Origin of the sequence: Rhodococcus sp. NPDC127527 (assembly GCF_042672245.1) — a bacterium.
Classification (GTDB): Bacteria; Actinomycetota; Actinomycetes; order Mycobacteriales; family Mycobacteriaceae; genus Rhodococcus_G.
The window spans coordinates 203,707-218,932 of sequence record NZ_JBHXVP010000001.1; the positions used below are offsets into that span (position 1 = coordinate 203,707).

Sequence of the window (15,226 nt, forward strand, 5' to 3'; positions counted from 1 at the left end):
TTCACTCTCCTGGAAGGCCCGCATGACTACTCCGACCTCGGTTCGCGACCTGATCATCGTCGGTTCCGGACCCGCCGGGTACACCGCCGGCGTCTACGCCGGCCGCGCGGAACTCGAGCCGCTGCTGTTCGAGGGCACCCAGTTCGGCGGTGCCCTGATGACCACCACCGAGGTGGAGAACTTCCCCGGGTTCCGTGAGGGCATCATGGGCCCGGACCTGATGGACGAGATGCGCGAGCAGGCCAAGCGCTTCGGCGCCGACATCCGCACCGAGGACGTCGACGAGATCGACCTGACCGGCGAGGTGAAGAAGGTCGTCGTGAACGGCGAGGCCTACTACGCGCACGCCGTCATCCTCGCGATGGGCGCGGCCGCCCGCTACCTCGGCATTCCCGGTGAGGAGCGCCTGCTCGGGCGCGGCGTCAGCGCCTGCGCCACCTGCGACGGTTTCTTCTTCAAGGACCAGGACATCGCCGTCATCGGCGGCGGCGACTCGGCGATGGAGGAGGCCACCTTCCTCACCCGCTTCGCCCGCTCGGTCACCCTCGTGCACCGCCGCGAGGAGTTCCGCGCCTCCCGCATCATGCTCGAGCGCGCCAAGGCCAACGAGAAGATCCGTATCGTCACGAACGCCGAGCCGATCGAGGTGCTCGGGGAGAACAGCGTCACGGGCCTCGTGGTCCGCGACACCGTGACCGGCGAGCAGTCGACCCTGGCGATCACCGGGATGTTCGTCGCCATCGGCCACGACCCGCGCAGCGAGCTGGTCAAGGGTCAGGTCGACATCGACGACGAGGGCTACGTGCGGGTGCAGTCGCCGACGACCCACACCTCCGCCCCGGGCGTGTTCGCCGCGGGTGACCTCGTCGACCACACCTACCGCCAGGCGATCACCGCCGCAGGCACCGGTGCCTCCGCCGCAATCGACGCCGAGCGCTGGCTGGCCGAGAGGGGCGACATCACCGCGAACACCGTCGACGCAGCAGGGGCGACCGTCGCCGTCGATGCTTGAGCCCGAGTACCCGCGAGGCCTGATCCCGAGTGAGGCCTGACCACCGAACGTCCCCGTAGTTCCGTCACCCGAGGAGACCCCCATGGCGAACACGATCACCATCACCGACGACTCCTTCAAGCAGGACGTCCTCGACTCCGACAAGCCCGTGCTGGTCGACTTCTGGGCGACGTGGTGCGGACCCTGCAAGATGGTCGCGCCGGTCCTCGAGGAGATCGCGGGCGAGCACGGCGACAAGTTGACCGTCGCCAAGCTCGACATCGACGCCAACCCGTCGGCCGCGCGTGACTTCCAGGTCATGTCGATCCCGACGATGATCCTGTTCCAGGGCGGCAAGCCGATCAAGCAGATCGTCGGCGCCAAGGGCAAGGCCGCCCTGCTCAAGGACCTTTCCGACGTCCTGTAGCCGATATCGCAGCCCCCGAGATTCCCAGAATCTCGGGGGCTTCTGCGACAATCGATCGACGCTGCGTGCTTCGTAGCGCCGTCAGGACGAAGGAAAGGCCAGCACGATATGCATCGACTCCGTCACGGCGACCACGGTCCCGCCGTTGCCGAGATTCGAGGCACCCTGTCAGCCTTGGGATTCCTGCACAACGGCCTCTCCGTCGTCGGACGCGAGCCGGTCAACGGCTCCCAGTGGATCGCACCCGACGCGGTGTTCGACCACCACCTCGACAGCGCGGTCCGGGCCTTCCAGCAGCAGCGGGGTCTGCTCGTCGACGGCGTCGTCGGCGCCGCGACGTACCGCTCGCTCAAAGAGGCGTCGTATCGACTCGGCGCGCGCACCCTGGCCTATCAACTGTCGGCGCCGCTGTACGGCGACGACGTCGCGACGCTGCAGACCCGGCTCCAGGACCTCGGTTTCTACCCGGGCCGGGTGGACGGCTACTTCGGCCCACAGACGCACGAGGGACTGTCGTCCTTCCAGCGCGAGATCGGCATCTCCTCGGACGGCATCTGCGGTCCTGCGACGCTGCGGTCGCTGGACCTGCTCGGCACCCGGGTGACCGGCGGCTCGCCGCACGCGATCACCGAGGAGGAGTCGGTCCGGCGCTCCGGCCCGCAGCTCAGCGGCAAGCGCATCGTGATCGACCCCGACCTCGGCGGCGACGCGACGGGTGCGCTGCTCAACACACCGAACGGTCCCGTCACCGAGGCCCAGATCCTCTGGGACCTCGCCAGCCGCCTCGAGGGCCGGATGGCGGCGACCGGTATGGAGACCTTCCTCTCGCGGCCGCAGAACGCGAACCCGTCGACCGCCGAACGTGCCGAGCGGTCCAACGCCTTCGACGCCGACCTGATGATCTCGCTGCGGTGCGCCAGCAGCACGAGCCCGCACGCCAACGGCGTCGCCAGCTTCCACTTCGGCAACTCGCACGGCGCCACCTCCCGCATCGGGCAGGTGCTCTCGAGCTTCATCCAACGCGAAATCGTCGCGCGCGCACCGTTACAGGACTGCCGCACCCACGGTCGCACCTGGGACGTGTTGCGGCTGACCAACATGCCGACCGTTCAGGTCGACATCGGTTACCTCACAAACGATTCCGACGTGAAGACCCTCATCAACCCGCGCAACCGCGACATCATCGCCGAGGCGATCCTCATCGCGGTCAAGCGGCTGTACCTGCTCGGTCAGGACGACCAGCCCACCGGGACCTTCACCTTCAAGGAACTTCTCGCCGAGGAGCTCGCGAAGGCCGACCCGGCCTGACCCCGCGCGGCACCATCGCCTGACCGTCCTGGCGCGGGTCCGCCGAGTGAACGTACCGTTCGTTCGATCTGATCGAGTGAACGCTTCCGTTCACTCGATGGGGGAGCGCGCGGAATGGCGGGTCAGACGGCGCCGACGGTGGACTTGTGCTCGATGTCGACCACCGACAGCGCGGCCGCGATCAGCAGTTGCTCGAGGGCCGACTCCACGTCCGCCTTCCACCCGTGGTCACGGTCCAACTCGAGCCGCAAGCGGGGATAGCGACGGTGTGCGGCAACGACTTCGAAGCCCATGTCCTCGAGGAAGCTGGCCTCGATCATGCATTCCTCGGGGCCGCACTCGTGGCCGGCCTTGCCCGCCGACTCCTCGTCTTCCGGACCGCGGACGATGCCGAACGCCTCGAGGGCCCGCACCCCGCGACGCACCAGATCGCCCACAACGGCCTGAATCAGGCTCGGGCCCACACCGTCCAGCTGCGCGGCGGGTTCGAGCCTCATCGTGGTCAGCAGGACCGCGTCCGGACTCACCGGCGAGGTGGGGAAGAGCTTGGCGCGCGGCACGTCGCCGGGCGGCGAGTAGAGGGCGCACCCGGCGGGCCTGCCGTCGAGGGTGGCGACCTGACCGCACGAACCCCACTCGAGCATGACCATCGAGAGCCACGCTTCCTTCTCGAACTCCGGATCGGAGAACTCGCGGGAGCGGCGGAGAGCGGTGGGGTCCATCTCCCAGAAGACGCACCGACGGGAGTGGCGGGGGAGTTGGTCGAGACCGTCGAGGGTGAGCGGGTTGATGCGCATCGTCACCCTGACTCCGCCTCCAAGACATAGCAGTGGCGGTCCCCGAGACCCCACCTGACACGTTCGCACCCTCAAGGATAGGCGATCCGTCCGACCGCGGCCCCCACCGCACGGGTGCAGCACGAAATCTGTTGTAGAACAAAAGATTTCGTCACCTTCCCAATCACGGGCCCTCGGCCGATCCGCACTATTGTCACAGTGACGGATCTGCCGAGGGTGCCCGGACCCGGGTTTTCGAGCCTACTGGGGGCCGTGGTTCTCCATCATCTCGACGATGCGCTGCAGATCGTCCACGGATCCGAATTCGACGACGATCTTGCCCTTGCGCTTGCCCAGGCTGACGGTCACGCGAGTGTCGAAGGCGCCGGAGAGCCGATCCGCGACGTCCTGGAGGCCCGGCATCTGGATCGGCTTGCGCTTGACTGGGGGGGTGGGCAGATCGCCGCCGTCGCGGTTGGCGAGGGTGACGGCCTCCTCGGTCGCCCGGACCGACAGCCCTTCCGCGACGATGCGGGCGGCGAGCAGTTCCTGCGCGTCCGCACCCGCCTCGAGGGACAGCAGCGCCCGGGCGTGGCCCGCGGAGAGCACCCCCGCCGCGACTCGGCGCTGGACCGGGATCGGAAGCTTGAGCAGTCGGATCATGTTGGTCACGACGGGCCGGGACCGCCCGATCCGCGTGGCGAGCTCGTCGTGCGTGACGTTGAACTCCTCGAGCAGCTGCTGGTAGGCCGCCGCCTCCTCCAACGGATTCAGCTGGACCCGGTGTATGTTCTCGAGTAGGGCGTCGCGCAGCATGGCGCCGTCGTTGGTCTCGCGCACGATCGCCGGGATCTTCACCAGCCCGGCGGCCTGGCTGGCCCGCCAACGGCGCTCGCCCATCACGAGCTGGAAGCGGTCCGCGGCGATCCGACGGACCACGATCGGCTGCATCAGCCCGAACTCTCGGATCGAGTGCACCAACTCGGCCAGCGCCTCCTCGTCGAAGACCGAGCGAGGCTGCTTGGGATTCGGCTCGATCTGTGCCGCCGGAATCTCCCGGTAGCTCGCGCCGACGGGGGAGAGGTCGGTGGCCTCGTCGAGCTCCACCTCGACCGAGGGCGCGACGGTCTTGCCGGCACTCTTGCCCGTGCTCTTGCCGTCGGTCTTCCCGTTCGTTGCCGGGTCCACCGCGGCTTCCTCGAGGGGATCCGCAAGCGCGGGCTTCGGAACGACCGGGGCGGTCGCATTGCCGATGATGACGTCGGCGGCAGCGCTACCGAGCCTCGGACCGGCGTCGGGACCCGTGGGGATGAGCGCCGCGAGGCCGCGGCCGAGCCCGCCCTTGCTTCTCTGACTCACTAGTTCTCCTGCGCGTTGGTCGATGCGGTGCGGGCGGCGAGTTCACGGCCGGCGTCGAGATAGCTCATGGCGCCACGTGAACCCGGATCGTAGTCGAGCACTGTCATCCCGTACCCGGGTGCCTCCGAGACCTTGACGCTGCGGGGAATGACGGCCCGCAGGACGGCGTCACCGAAGTGGTTCCGCACCTCCTCGGCAACCTGGTCCGCCAACTTTGTGCGTCCGTCGTACATGGTCAGGAGCACGGTGGAGACGTGGAGATCGGGGTTGAGATGCGACTGGACCAGATCGATGTTGCGCAGCAACTGACCCACGCCCTCGAGCGCGTAGTACTCGCACTGGATGGGGATGAGGACCTCGTTGGCGGCGACGAGCGCGTTGACCGTCAGCAACCCGAGCGAGGGCGGGCAGTCGATGAGAATGAAGTCGGCGTCGATCTCCGAGAGTGCGGCCTCGGACAGCGCATTCTTCAGCCGGCCCTCGCGGGCGACCATCGAGACCAGTTCGATCTCGGCGCCGGCCAGGTCGATCGTCGCGGGAATGCAGAACAGTCGGTCGCTGTGCGGGCTCTTCTGGATCGCCTCCTGGGCGGTGACCTCGCCGATGAGGAGTTCGTAGCTCGACGGGGTTCCGGAGTGGTGCGGGACGCCGAGTGCGGTGCTGGCGTTGCCCTGGGGGTCGAGATCGACCACGAGCACGGTCAGGCCCTGTACCGCGAGCGCGGACGCCAGGTTCACTGCGGTGGTGGTCTTGCCGACGCCGCCCTTCTGGTTGGCGATGGTGAGCATCCGCCTGCGGTCCGGCTTCGGCAGGGTCACGCTGCTGGGGTGGAGTACCTGACTGGCGCGCTGGGCCGCCGCCCCGATCGGGGTCTCCTCCACGGAGATGCCCGCGTACGGGCCGGGGGAGTGGGGTCCGGTCCCGTTGCCGGAAGGTTCGTCGGTGGATCTCGAGGCGCTGTGTTCCGTTTCACGTGAAACAGAGGTTTCGGGTCCACCCGACATGTATTGCTCCTTCACTGAACTGACTCGACCACGACGACGGAACCCACCGGCTCGACCACCCTCATCGGCGATGGGACCGTTTCGGAACACGTTCCGCACGAACCACAATCGTCGGAGTGGGAAGAATGTCGACACCGCATTCGACGATCTCTAGCTTGCCAGCACCCAACCGGGTAAGGGAAGCGCGGTCACGCGAAATCTCTTCCGCCGCGCTGGATCCCTTCATCGCAAGCATCCGGCCGTGCTCGTGTACGAGGGGGATGGACCACCGGGCCAGCTTCTCCAGCGGCGCCACCGCCCTCGACGTCACGACGTCCGCCCCGCCCGCCTCCTTGAGGACTCCGGGCTGTTCGGCGCGGCCGCGCACCACTCGAACGTCGAGACCGGCGGCCTCGATGAACTCGGCCAGATACACCGATCGTCGCAGGAGGGGTTCGACGAGGGTGATCCGGAGGTCCGGGCGGGCGATCGCCAGAGGGATTCCGGGCAGGCCGGCCCCGCTGCCGACGTCGACGACAGATTCGCCCTCGTCGATGAGTTCACCGATCACCGCGCAGTTGAGCAGGTGCCGATCCCAGAGTCGGGGGACCTCTCGCGGTCCGATCAAACCCCTCTCCACGCCGTCCGTCGCGAGGGAGTCACGATACTTCCGGGCGATGTCGAGGCGGTCCCCGAAAACTGTTCTGGCGGCCTCGGGCATGTCCTCGGACTCGGTCTGTTCCACGTGAAACATCTTCCCGCGCCGGCTCTACATTGCACAAACCGAACGGACGAAATCGTCTGCGCGAACGCTCTACTGGAACCGTCTCGAGTGAACTCGACGGCCGAGAGAGGGCCGGCGGGCGGTCCGCACCGACCGCTGCGCGACGGCAGCAGGCGCGTTCGAGACCGACGACTCCCTGCGGCACCCCGTTGATCCTCCGCGTGATGCGGCGGCGTACCCACCGCACACCAGGACCATGGATGGAACGTTGCTGGCGACCACTCCGCGTGCATTGTCCGTCCGTGTGGATTGTCCGCCGGCACCAAACCTCATGCGGACGTTGCCGTCCGGGACCTCCTCGAGTGGGCCGCAACGACAGTTCCGCAGTCCGGACCGGGCGATCCTCCCTTCGCTCACTACCCATGCACGGGACGCCCGGAGGGCGACTGCTGTGAGGCGCACTGATTCACGTGAAACATCGCGTCGGGTTCCGCTCGACCTCCAGCCTCAACCCGGTTCTCCCTCGTCGTCGTGGATCGCGTCCGCGCGGTGGGCGGGGGAGGGGAGCGGCCACGGCCGTCTCGACACATCCGGTACAGGCTCCTTGCTCATGGGTCCCGCAGCCCACGACGCCCATCCCCGCGGGGAGTGCAGCTCAAGAGCCGCCCGGGGCCAGTCTGAGACCCCGTCCATGCTTGACGGCGTTCGTACGTGGGTGGAGGAGCAGTCGCTGCACCGAGTTGGACGGAACAACCCGCCGCGGCGGGGGAGGGGAGGGGCCGGATGCGATTCCTCACGAGTGGGAGCCCGTCAAGCTCGCTGCGGGCAGCGGGTGCTCGGATCGGGTTGCAGCCTCGTCGATGATTCACGTGAAACATCGATTCACGTGAAACATTGCCGGCCAGCGAGACTGACCAAGAACCAGCACCCTGTGCACCGGGTGCGCCCGCCCGCCGCGGCTGCGGCCCCAGCCCGGTCCGGCTGACCATGCGGGGTACGAACGGAATTCCCGAGCAAGAAGACGAGATCGCAATCCCGCATTTCCGTCTCCGGTGGTCGAGGCCGGCTGATCGTCGCGACGGCGACACCCCCGATCGGACGACGCGCCCGACGCACTCGTGAACATGGTCGAGCGGCGTCGTCCGATCCGTCTTCGCCGGTCGCCCCGAACGGGGGGTCGCTTCACCGGGAACGGCTTCACGTGAAACATCGCAGCCGCAGATTCCGCCCCCGATCGGAGCGCGTCGGCCATGACCACCACTGCGGCGGGCACGGCAACGGACCGCCGCCACCGTCGACGACGCGACAGCACCAGGCGTGCGGTTCCGGGGGGTGCGACTCGTTCGCGTCGTCGAATCGACCATCGCTTCGAGGACGGTTCGATCGATCGTGACCCCCGGGAGACAGGGGGGAAGCACGGTTCACGCGACGCAGGCCGGGCTCGTCCGGACGAAGTTCCTCCATCCCTCGACCGATGCCCGAGCCGGCGCGGGTGGGCTACGACGAGCCCCCGGCGGGACGCCTCCGATGTTCGAATCCACGGCGGCCGGACGTGACCGGAACAGAGACCATCGCCGGCGGATCCAGGAGAGGGTTCCCGAGATCCGCCGTCGACTACGGGATGCCGCAGCATCGGACGCCCGCCGACCTTTGCATCGGATTCACGTGAAACGTCGATGACTCCAGAGCACCCCGGCACGGTCCGGGGGAGGGGAGTGGCGTCCGGCCCGTCGAGCAGTGAGCCCGGCCAGACCTCACCACGCAGAACGGCGGAGCACCCGTTTCATCTCCCTTACGGAATCACGCCGAAGTAGCTGTCGACGTCTCGATCGCCGTCGGCCGGAGATCCGATGCGCGGTGTGCACACCTCCGCACGCGCCCGGCCCGCATCACGTCGTTTCACGTGAAACCCCGGAAATCGCGCGGGAAAACGCCGACCTCGCCACACCGGGACCATTCGTCACGGTGACGTAATCGTAGAAAGCAGTCGACCCCCGACCGAGAACGGTCGGGGGTCAACTGGAACAGCCTGGGGGAGTGCGATCAGTCCTTGAGGACGACCACGCGCCGCGAGGGCTCGGCGCCCTCGCTCTCGCTGGACACACCCTCGACGCTCGCAACCGCGTCGTGCACGATCTTGCGCTCGAACGGCGTCATCGGCGAGAGCGACTCGCGCTCGCCCGACTCGAGCACCCGCTTGGCCGCGGCCAGACCGATCTCCGTCAGTTCGGCCCGCCGGCCGGCACGCCAGCCCGCGATGTCGAGCATGAGGCGGCTGCGCTCTCCGGTGGACTGCTGCACCGCCAGCCGCGTCAGCTCCTGCAGGGCATCGAGCACCTCGCCCTTGCGGCCTACCAGCTTGCTCAGGTCGTCGCCGCCGTCGATGCTCACGATCGCCCGATCGCCCTCGACGTCGAGGTCGATGTCGCCGTCGAAGTCCAGTACGTCGAGCAACTGCTCGAGGTAGTCGCCGGCGATCTCGCCCTCCTCGACCAGCTCGTCCTCGACATCATCGGTGTCCGGCTCGACGTTCACCGTCTCCACCTTGGTCTCGACCGCCACGACCTCGTCGTCTCCGTCCCGTCCGGTATCCGGATCATTCGCCATCGTCGTTCTCTTTCCTTGAGTCAGCGTTGCGTCGGTCAGCGCCGCTTGCGCTTGGGGTTCTTGCCCCTGTTGCCTGCGGGGCGCGCCGCGGGCTTCGGCGTCTGACCCGGACTGTTGTCCTCGGTCTCCACGACGTCCGCGGGGGAGCTGTCAGCGGCGGCCGCCGTGGGCGTCGCCTTGCGCTTCTTCGCCACGTCCGGGCGAGCCCCGGGCTTCGGCGCGTTCTCCGCGCGTCGCTCGAGTGCGAGCTTCTTCTTCTCCTCTTCCTCGGCGTCGATGCGGCGGAAGACGAGATGCTGCTGCGCGTAGGTCCAGATGTTGTTGGCCACCCAGTACAGCAGGATGGCGATCATCAGGAACGGGCCACCGACCAGCACGCCGAGCGGGAAGACCCACAGCGCGAGCTTGTTCATGATCGCCGACTGCGGGTTCGCGGCCGCGGCGGCGCTCTGGCGGGCCACCGAGGCCCGCGAGTTGAAGTGGGTCGCGATCGACGCGATCACCATCAGCGGGACCGCGACGAGTGCGATGGTCAGCGTCGTCGGGATCGGCACGCCGAACGCCGCGAGCTGGTCCGGCTTGGAGGTGATCGCAGCGGAGATCGGCGCGCCGAACAGCCTGGCGTCCAGGAAGGACTGCACGTCCGCCACGCTGAACCAGTAGTTCGGGGTGTTGGCGTTCTGGTCGATCGTCATGCCGAGCTGACCCACGCCGGTGCCGGTGCGGTTGAACGAACGCAAGACGTGAAAGAGACCGATGAAGACCGGCGCCTGCAGCAGCACCGGCAGGCAACCCATGACGGGGTTGAAGCCGTGCTCCTTCTGGAGCTTCTGCATCTCCAGCGCCATCCGCTGGCGGTCGTTGCTGTACTTCTTCTGCAGGGCCTTGATCTGCGGCTGCAGCTCCTGCATCTGGCGGGTGGTGCGCACCTGCTTGACGAAGGGCTTGAAGAGGATGGCGCGCAGGGTGAACACCAGGAACATCACCGACAGTGCCCAGGTGATGCCACTGTTCGGCCCGAGGAACGGAATCGCCCCGAAGACCTTGTGCCAGACCCAGAGGATCCCGGACACCGGATAGTAGATGAAGTCGAGCACGGCTCTAGGTACTCCTCTGTTCGGTCACGTCCACCAGAGCGTGGGGTTGATTGCCAGTATCCCTACCGGCTCGCTCGGCTTCGGCGGCGCGGTGGTCGTGGCCGCGACGGGACTTGCGCGGCGGTACCGGATCCCAGCCTCCAGGGTGCCACGGTGCGCACTTGAGCAGGCGCACAACGGTCAACCCGAGGCCGATCACCGCGCCGCGCTCGCGCAGTGCATCGACGGCGTACTCGCTGCAGGTCGGGGTGAATCGGCAGGTCGGAAGTCGCAGCGGTGAGACGTAGGAGCGGTAGAGCTCGATGCAGAAGATCAGCGCGCGGGCCGGGGCGCGTCGAACCGACGCCGGCAACCCGGACGGCGCCTCGCCGCGACTGTCACTCATACCCGATTACCCACGGGGACAAGAAGATCGAGCTTGCGAAGACCGGACCGGAGCTGCCGGTCGAGGTCCTTCGACGAAGCCGTGGCGGCGCCGGGCAGAGCCCGGATTACCACATTGGTGCCCTCCGGCACCTCGGGTACGAGGCCCATGCAGATATGACGAAGCCGGCGTGCGACTCGATGTCGAATCACCGCCGGCCCGACAGCTTTGCTTACCACCAAACCGAAACGCGGACCCGGGTCGCTGATCAGCGACTCCGCCTGAGTTCCCGCCAGGGCATGGACGACCACGTCCCGGCGGGCCGCACGCTGACCGCGACGAACGGTGGACGAGAAGTCCGACCGTCGACGCAACCGGTGCGGCTCAGGCAACACCCCGAGCTCCCGCGCCAGGTATCAGGCGGTGAGGGAGGCGCGGCCCTTTTGGCGACGCGCCGAAACGATGGCGCGACCCGCACGGGTACGCATCCGGAGACGGAAGCCGTGAACGCGCGCGCGGCGGCGATTGTTCGGCTGGAACGTCCGCTTGCCCTTGGCCACGGTCAACACTCCTCGAGATCATCGGCGCCGTTCGACGCCATCTGTAGCTGAAAATTGGTGGTCCCCGACGACGAACTCGCGGCGGTCCCGCTGATGCCGACAGAATTCAGCCAGCGCGAAACCGCCACCTCGAACTCAGGTGACTGTACGAGAGTACGCAGCGCCGCCGGTCAGGTCAAACCAGGATGCCCACGGACACGCGACTGTGCCGTGGTGCTTGCTTCCGGCCTCCGATTGTGCCGCACCGGTCGCGCTGTAAGCCGGGTAACAGCCGCGGCGAGCCCTCCCGTCTCCGCCCGATCGCCCCGAGGACACCACCACAAGGCCCGTCTTCGCAGGTGAAGCGCGTGTCACCTCGTTCGCGCCACGCAAGTCGTCAGGTCGACTGACATCCCTGTGCTTTATCCACACATGTGGATAATTGTGTGGAAATACAGATCAGGTGGCATATTCGTAGCCTTGTGCGGGGAAGTTATCCCCAGGGGTGGAGACCACGGCCGGCTGACGTGACCGAGAGCTGTCCGGACTTCACTCTGCTGCACTGACCTGGGAGGACCGACGTTGAACGAGGAATCAAACACCCTGGCAGAGGTATGGGTGGATGTCCTCGCGGAACTGACGGCCGCCGAGTCCGGACCCCCGCTGACCAAAGCGCAGAAGGCGATGCTCGCGCTCGTTCGCCCGCTCACCCTCGCGCAGGGCTTCGCACTCTTGTCCGTCCCCTCCTCCTTCGTCCAGGAGGCGATCGAACGCGACCTGCGCGAACCGATACTCCAGGCTCTCAACCGACACCTCACCGAGGACGTCGAAGGACTCGGGGTGCGGATCGCGCCGCCCACCGACGAGGTTCTCGAGCCGGAACCGGTCGCGGTCGCGACGCGTCCTCCCGAGCAGTCGTTCGCCGAGCCCATCGCGGCGAGCATGCCGACCTTCCGCCGCCGCCGGCCCGGAGCGGGTGACGCCGACCTGCCGGATCCGGAACCGGTCGACCACGAGGAGATCGACGAGGACCGCGAGGCCATCGCCAGCGTGCACGAGTCGTGGCCCTCGTACTTCACCAAGCCGCCCACCACCACGCCGGCCGCCTCCGGCGGCAACAGCCTCAACGCGAAGTACACCTTCGACACGTTCGTCATCGGTGCCTCGAACCGTTTCGCGCACGCCGCCGCGGTCGCCATCGCCGAGGCCCCGGCGCGGGCCTACAACCCGCTGTTCGTCTGGGGCTCTTCGGGTCTCGGCAAGACCCACCTGTTGCACGCCGCCGGGCACTACTCCCAGCGGCTGTTCCCCGGCATGCGCGTCAAGTACGTCTCCACCGAGGAATTCACCAACGACTTCATCAACAGCCTCCGCGACGACCGGAAGGTCGCGTTCAAGCGCCGGTACCGCGAGACGGACGTGCTGCTCGTCGACGACATCCAGTTCATCGAGGGCAAGGAGGGCATCCAGGAGGAGTTCTTCTACACCTTCGAGGCCCTGCACAACGCGAACAAGCAGATCGTGATCACCTCCGACCGGCCGCCCAAGCAGCTCGCGACCCTCGAGGAGCGACTGCGCACCCGGTTCGAATGGGGCCTGATCACCGACGTCCAGCCGCCCGAGCTGGAAACGCGCATCGCGATCCTCAGCAAGAAGGCGCGGATGGATCGGCTCGACGTGCCGCACGACGTGCTCGAGCTGATCGCCAGCCGAATCGAACGCAACATCCGCGAACTCGAGGGCGCCCTCATCCGGGTCACCGCGTTCGCCTCGCTCAACCGTCAGGCCCTCGACCTCACTCTCGCCGAGGTCGTGCTGCGCGACCTGATGCCGGACTCGTCGACCCTCGAGATCAACGCCGCGACGATCATGGCCGTGACCGCGGAGTACTTCACCACCAGCATCGAGGATCTCTGCGGCCCGGGAAAGGCACGCCCGCTCGCGCAGGCCCGGCAGATCGCGATGTACCTGTGCCGCGAGCTCACCGACCTGTCGTTGCCGAAGATCGGCCAGACCTTCGGTCGCGACCACACCACGGTCATGTACGCGGACAAGAAGATCCGCAAGGAGATGACCGAGCGCAGGAAGGTCTACGACCAGGTGCAGGAGCTGACCGCGCGGATCAAGCAGCGATCCAAGCGCTGATCCGGTCGGCTCCGCGATTCTTCTGTCGTCCGAACGCACGACACTCACCGCGCCGCCACATCTGCGGCCGCGGTCCGTAAGACTGTCCGGACCTGCACCGACGCCTCGAGCGAGCACCGCGGCCGCGCGGGCGATCGCGACTACCGTGCGGCAGGGCCCGCCGAATGCAGCCACCATGTAGCCAGGTGTGGGGGCGTGCGTCGCAGGGGGTCGCACGCCCCCACACCGGCACCGACCACTCGCGCGTGACGGCATCCGCTCGAGCAGCGTCCGAATCCGACGACTTCTGTGATTCCTCGAAACCTATGCACATCTGTGGATAACCATGTGGACAACCCGGACAATCTGTGGATGGCTCGAGGATCGTCGCGAAGGACAACTTCTTCGTCCACAACGACGCCGATCTGTCCTCGAGCCGCTCCTCGAGCCATCCCCACACCGCCACACCGACGGACCTGCGAATTGTCGCCTCGATCCACAGAATCCACAGTGCCTATTACTACTGCTGATCTCTACCTGTAATTAATCCTCTGAAAACAGGTCCTGTGGACTGCCGCTGTTCACACCCGACCGGGGCCGCTACCGCGGCCGCCGTTTCGGCTTTCAACTTCGGCCCGGAGGGCATACGGTGTGCATCTGCCGCCTGTTCGCACAGGCGCGGCATGTCGTTCGATGCCTACGGAGAGGATCAACCCAGCGATGGAGCTCGGGAGTATGAAGTTTCGGGTCGCTCGGGAAGATTTCGCGGATTCCGTCGCGTGGGTGGCCCGAAGCCTTCCGTCCAGGCCTCCCGTCCCAGTTCTCGGTGGCGTCCTGATCTCGGCCGACGAGCAGGGCCTGACCGTTTCCGGTTTCGACTACGAGGTCTCCGCGCAGGTCCGCATCTCCGCCGAGGTCTCCACTCCTGGCCAGGCCCTCGTGTCCGGCAAGCTCCTCGCCGACATCACCCGGTCGCTGCCCGCCAAGCCCGTCGACGTGACCGTCGACGGCACCCGCGTCCTGATCGCGTGCGGCAGCGCCAAGTTCTCACTGCCGACGATGCCGGTCGAGGACTACCCCCAGCTGCCCGAGCTTCCGCAGCAGACCGGTTCACTCCCGAGCGACGTGTTCTCCGAGGCGATCGGGCAAGTCGCCGTCGCTGCAGGCAAGGACGACACGCTGCCCATGCTCACCGGAATCCGGGTGGAGATCGAGGGCACCAACGTGGTGCTCGCGGCGACCGACAGGTTCCGCCTCGCGGTTCGCCAGATCGAGTGGACGCCGGCCAACCCGGACACCAGCGCCGCCGTTCTCATTCCCGCCAAGACGCTCTCCGAGTCCGCGAAAACCCTTGGCAGTGGATCGAATTCGCCGGTCGAGCTCGCGTTCGGTTCGGGCTCGTCGGTCGGTTCGGACGGCCTGCTCGGCATCGTCGGAGAGGGCAGGCGCACCACCACCAGGCTCCTCGACGCGGAGTTCCCGAAGTTCCGTCAGCTGCTGCCGCCCGAGCACACCGCGATCGCGACGGTCGAGGTCACCCCGCTGGTCGAGGCCATCAAGCGTGTCGCCCTGGTGGCCGAGCGCGGCGCCCAGGTCCGGATGCAGTTCTCCGAGGACGGGCTGCTGCTCTCCGCGGGTGGCGAGGACGCCGGCCGGGCCGAGGAAGCCCTCGAGGCACAGTTCCAGGGCGAGGGCCTGACCATCGCGTTCAATCCCACCTACCTGACCGAGGGCCTGAGCTCGCTGCACAGCGACCGGGTCACCTTCGGGTTCACCACCCCGAGCCGGCCCGCGGTCCTGCGTCCCGCGGCCGAGGAGGAGCCGCAGCCCGGCGAGAACGGCACCTTCGCCGCTCCCGACAGCGACTACACCTACCTCCTGATGCCGGTCCGCCTCCCCGGCTGACCCTCGTACGTTCGAACCCGTC

The 15,226-nt window shown here is 67.4% G+C and carries 14 protein-coding genes; 5 read left to right on the forward strand and 9 right to left on the reverse strand.

Annotated elements, in window-relative coordinates:
* Positions 1-22 precede the first annotated feature (22 nt).
* The 3 genes from trxB (at position 23) to ACFVH2_RS00940 (ending at position 2,726) form a co-directional block, all read left to right on the forward strand.
* Complete coding sequence (trxB, locus tag ACFVH2_RS00930; RefSeq protein WP_378420646.1) at positions 23-1,012, forward strand: thioredoxin-disulfide reductase; 990 nt, start codon at positions 23-25, stop codon at positions 1,010-1,012.
* An 82-nt stretch (positions 1,013-1,094) separates the two neighbouring features.
* A complete protein-coding gene (gene trxA / locus ACFVH2_RS00935) occupies positions 1,095-1,418 on the forward strand; it encodes a thioredoxin (RefSeq protein ID WP_378420648.1) in 324 nt (107 codons plus the stop codon).
* Between the two features lie 108 nt (positions 1,419-1,526).
* Positions 1,527-2,726 carry an N-acetylmuramoyl-L-alanine amidase gene (locus ACFVH2_RS00940; protein ID WP_378420649.1) on the forward strand — a complete coding sequence of 400 codons (1,200 nt, stop codon included), beginning with the start codon at positions 1,527-1,529 and terminating at the stop codon, positions 2,724-2,726.
* 122 nt (positions 2,727-2,848) lie between these two features.
* Here the strand turns inward: ACFVH2_RS00940 and ACFVH2_RS00945 are convergent, their stop codons facing one another.
* The 9 genes from ACFVH2_RS00945 to rpmH form a co-directional block, all read right to left on the reverse strand.
* Complete coding sequence (locus ACFVH2_RS00945; protein ID WP_378420651.1) at positions 2,849-3,529, reverse strand: GNAT family N-acetyltransferase; 681 nt, start codon at positions 3,527-3,529, stop codon at positions 2,849-2,851.
* A 234-nt stretch (positions 3,530-3,763) separates the two neighbouring features.
* Positions 3,764-4,861, reverse strand: a complete 1,098-nt coding sequence (locus ACFVH2_RS00950; protein WP_378420653.1) for a ParB/RepB/Spo0J family partition protein — start codon at positions 4,859-4,861, stop codon at positions 3,764-3,766.
* Positions 4,861-5,865, reverse strand: a complete 1,005-nt coding sequence (locus ACFVH2_RS00955) for a ParA family protein (protein WP_378420655.1) — start codon at positions 5,863-5,865, stop codon at positions 4,861-4,863. Before ACFVH2_RS00955 ends, ACFVH2_RS00950 begins: the two co-directional genes overlap by 1 nt.
* A gap of 61 nt (positions 5,866-5,926) precedes the next feature.
* On the reverse strand, positions 5,927-6,598 hold the full coding sequence (gene rsmG, locus ACFVH2_RS00960; RefSeq protein ID WP_378420657.1) for a 16S rRNA (guanine(527)-N(7))-methyltransferase RsmG: 672 nt from the start codon (positions 6,596-6,598) through the stop codon (positions 5,927-5,929).
* 2,013 nt (positions 6,599-8,611) lie between these two features.
* Positions 8,612-9,175 (reverse strand): protein jag, encoded by a 564-nt coding sequence (locus ACFVH2_RS00965; protein WP_378420659.1) that lies wholly within the window; start codon positions 9,173-9,175, stop codon positions 8,612-8,614.
* Between the two features lie 35 nt (positions 9,176-9,210).
* Entirely contained in the window at positions 9,211-10,272 is a 1,062-nt protein-coding gene (yidC, locus tag ACFVH2_RS00970) for a membrane protein insertase YidC (protein ID WP_378420662.1), read from the reverse strand.
* Positions 10,273-10,276: 4 nt separating this feature from the next.
* On the reverse strand, positions 10,277-10,657 hold the full coding sequence (yidD, locus tag ACFVH2_RS00975; protein ID WP_378420664.1) for a membrane protein insertion efficiency factor YidD: 381 nt from the start codon (positions 10,655-10,657) through the stop codon (positions 10,277-10,279).
* The gene (rnpA, locus tag ACFVH2_RS00980; protein WP_378420666.1) at positions 10,654-11,031 is read right to left on the reverse strand and encodes a ribonuclease P protein component; all 378 of its coding nucleotides are present in this window, start codon (positions 11,029-11,031) and stop codon (positions 10,654-10,656) included. The genes yidD and rnpA overlap by 4 nt, the downstream gene beginning before the upstream one ends.
* Positions 11,032-11,052: 21 nt before the next feature.
* On the reverse strand, positions 11,053-11,196 hold the full coding sequence (gene rpmH / locus ACFVH2_RS00985) for a 50S ribosomal protein L34 (RefSeq protein ID WP_072754329.1): 144 nt from the start codon (positions 11,194-11,196) through the stop codon (positions 11,053-11,055).
* Between the two features lie 561 nt (positions 11,197-11,757).
* Here rpmH and dnaA point away from each other — a divergent pair.
* Complete coding sequence (gene dnaA, locus ACFVH2_RS00990; RefSeq protein ID WP_378420668.1) at positions 11,758-13,320, forward strand: chromosomal replication initiator protein DnaA; 1,563 nt, start codon at positions 11,758-11,760, stop codon at positions 13,318-13,320.
* Between the two features lie 699 nt (positions 13,321-14,019).
* Positions 14,020-15,204, forward strand: a complete 1,185-nt coding sequence (gene dnaN, locus ACFVH2_RS00995; RefSeq protein WP_378420670.1) for a DNA polymerase III subunit beta — start codon at positions 14,020-14,022, stop codon at positions 15,202-15,204.
* The last annotated feature ends 22 nt before the right edge of the window (positions 15,205-15,226 follow it).

What these genes read in the sequence shown, in the direction of transcription:
- ACFVH2_RS00965 (WP_378420659.1), bottom strand. Translation starts at nt 9,175, where the DNA reads ATGGCGAATGATCCGGATACCGGACGGGACGGAGACGACGAGGTCGTG.
- ACFVH2_RS00940 (WP_378420649.1), top strand. Translation starts at nt 1,527, where the DNA reads ATGCATCGACTCCGTCACGGCGACCACGGTCCCGCCGTTGCCGAGATT.
- ACFVH2_RS00955 (WP_378420655.1), bottom strand. Translation starts at nt 5,865, where the DNA reads ATGTCGGGTGGACCCGAAACCTCTGTTTCACGTGAAACGGAACACAGC.
- trxB (WP_378420646.1), top strand. Translation starts at nt 23, where the DNA reads ATGACTACTCCGACCTCGGTTCGCGACCTGATCATCGTCGGTTCCGGA.
- trxA (WP_378420648.1), top strand. Translation starts at nt 1,095, where the DNA reads ATGGCGAACACGATCACCATCACCGACGACTCCTTCAAGCAGGACGTC.
- rsmG (WP_378420657.1), bottom strand. Translation starts at nt 6,598, where the DNA reads ATGTTTCACGTGGAACAGACCGAGTCCGAGGACATGCCCGAGGCCGCC.
- dnaN (WP_378420670.1), top strand. Translation starts at nt 14,020, where the DNA reads ATGGAGCTCGGGAGTATGAAGTTTCGGGTCGCTCGGGAAGATTTCGCG.
- yidD (WP_378420664.1), bottom strand. Translation starts at nt 10,657, where the DNA reads ATGAGTGACAGTCGCGGCGAGGCGCCGTCCGGGTTGCCGGCGTCGGTT.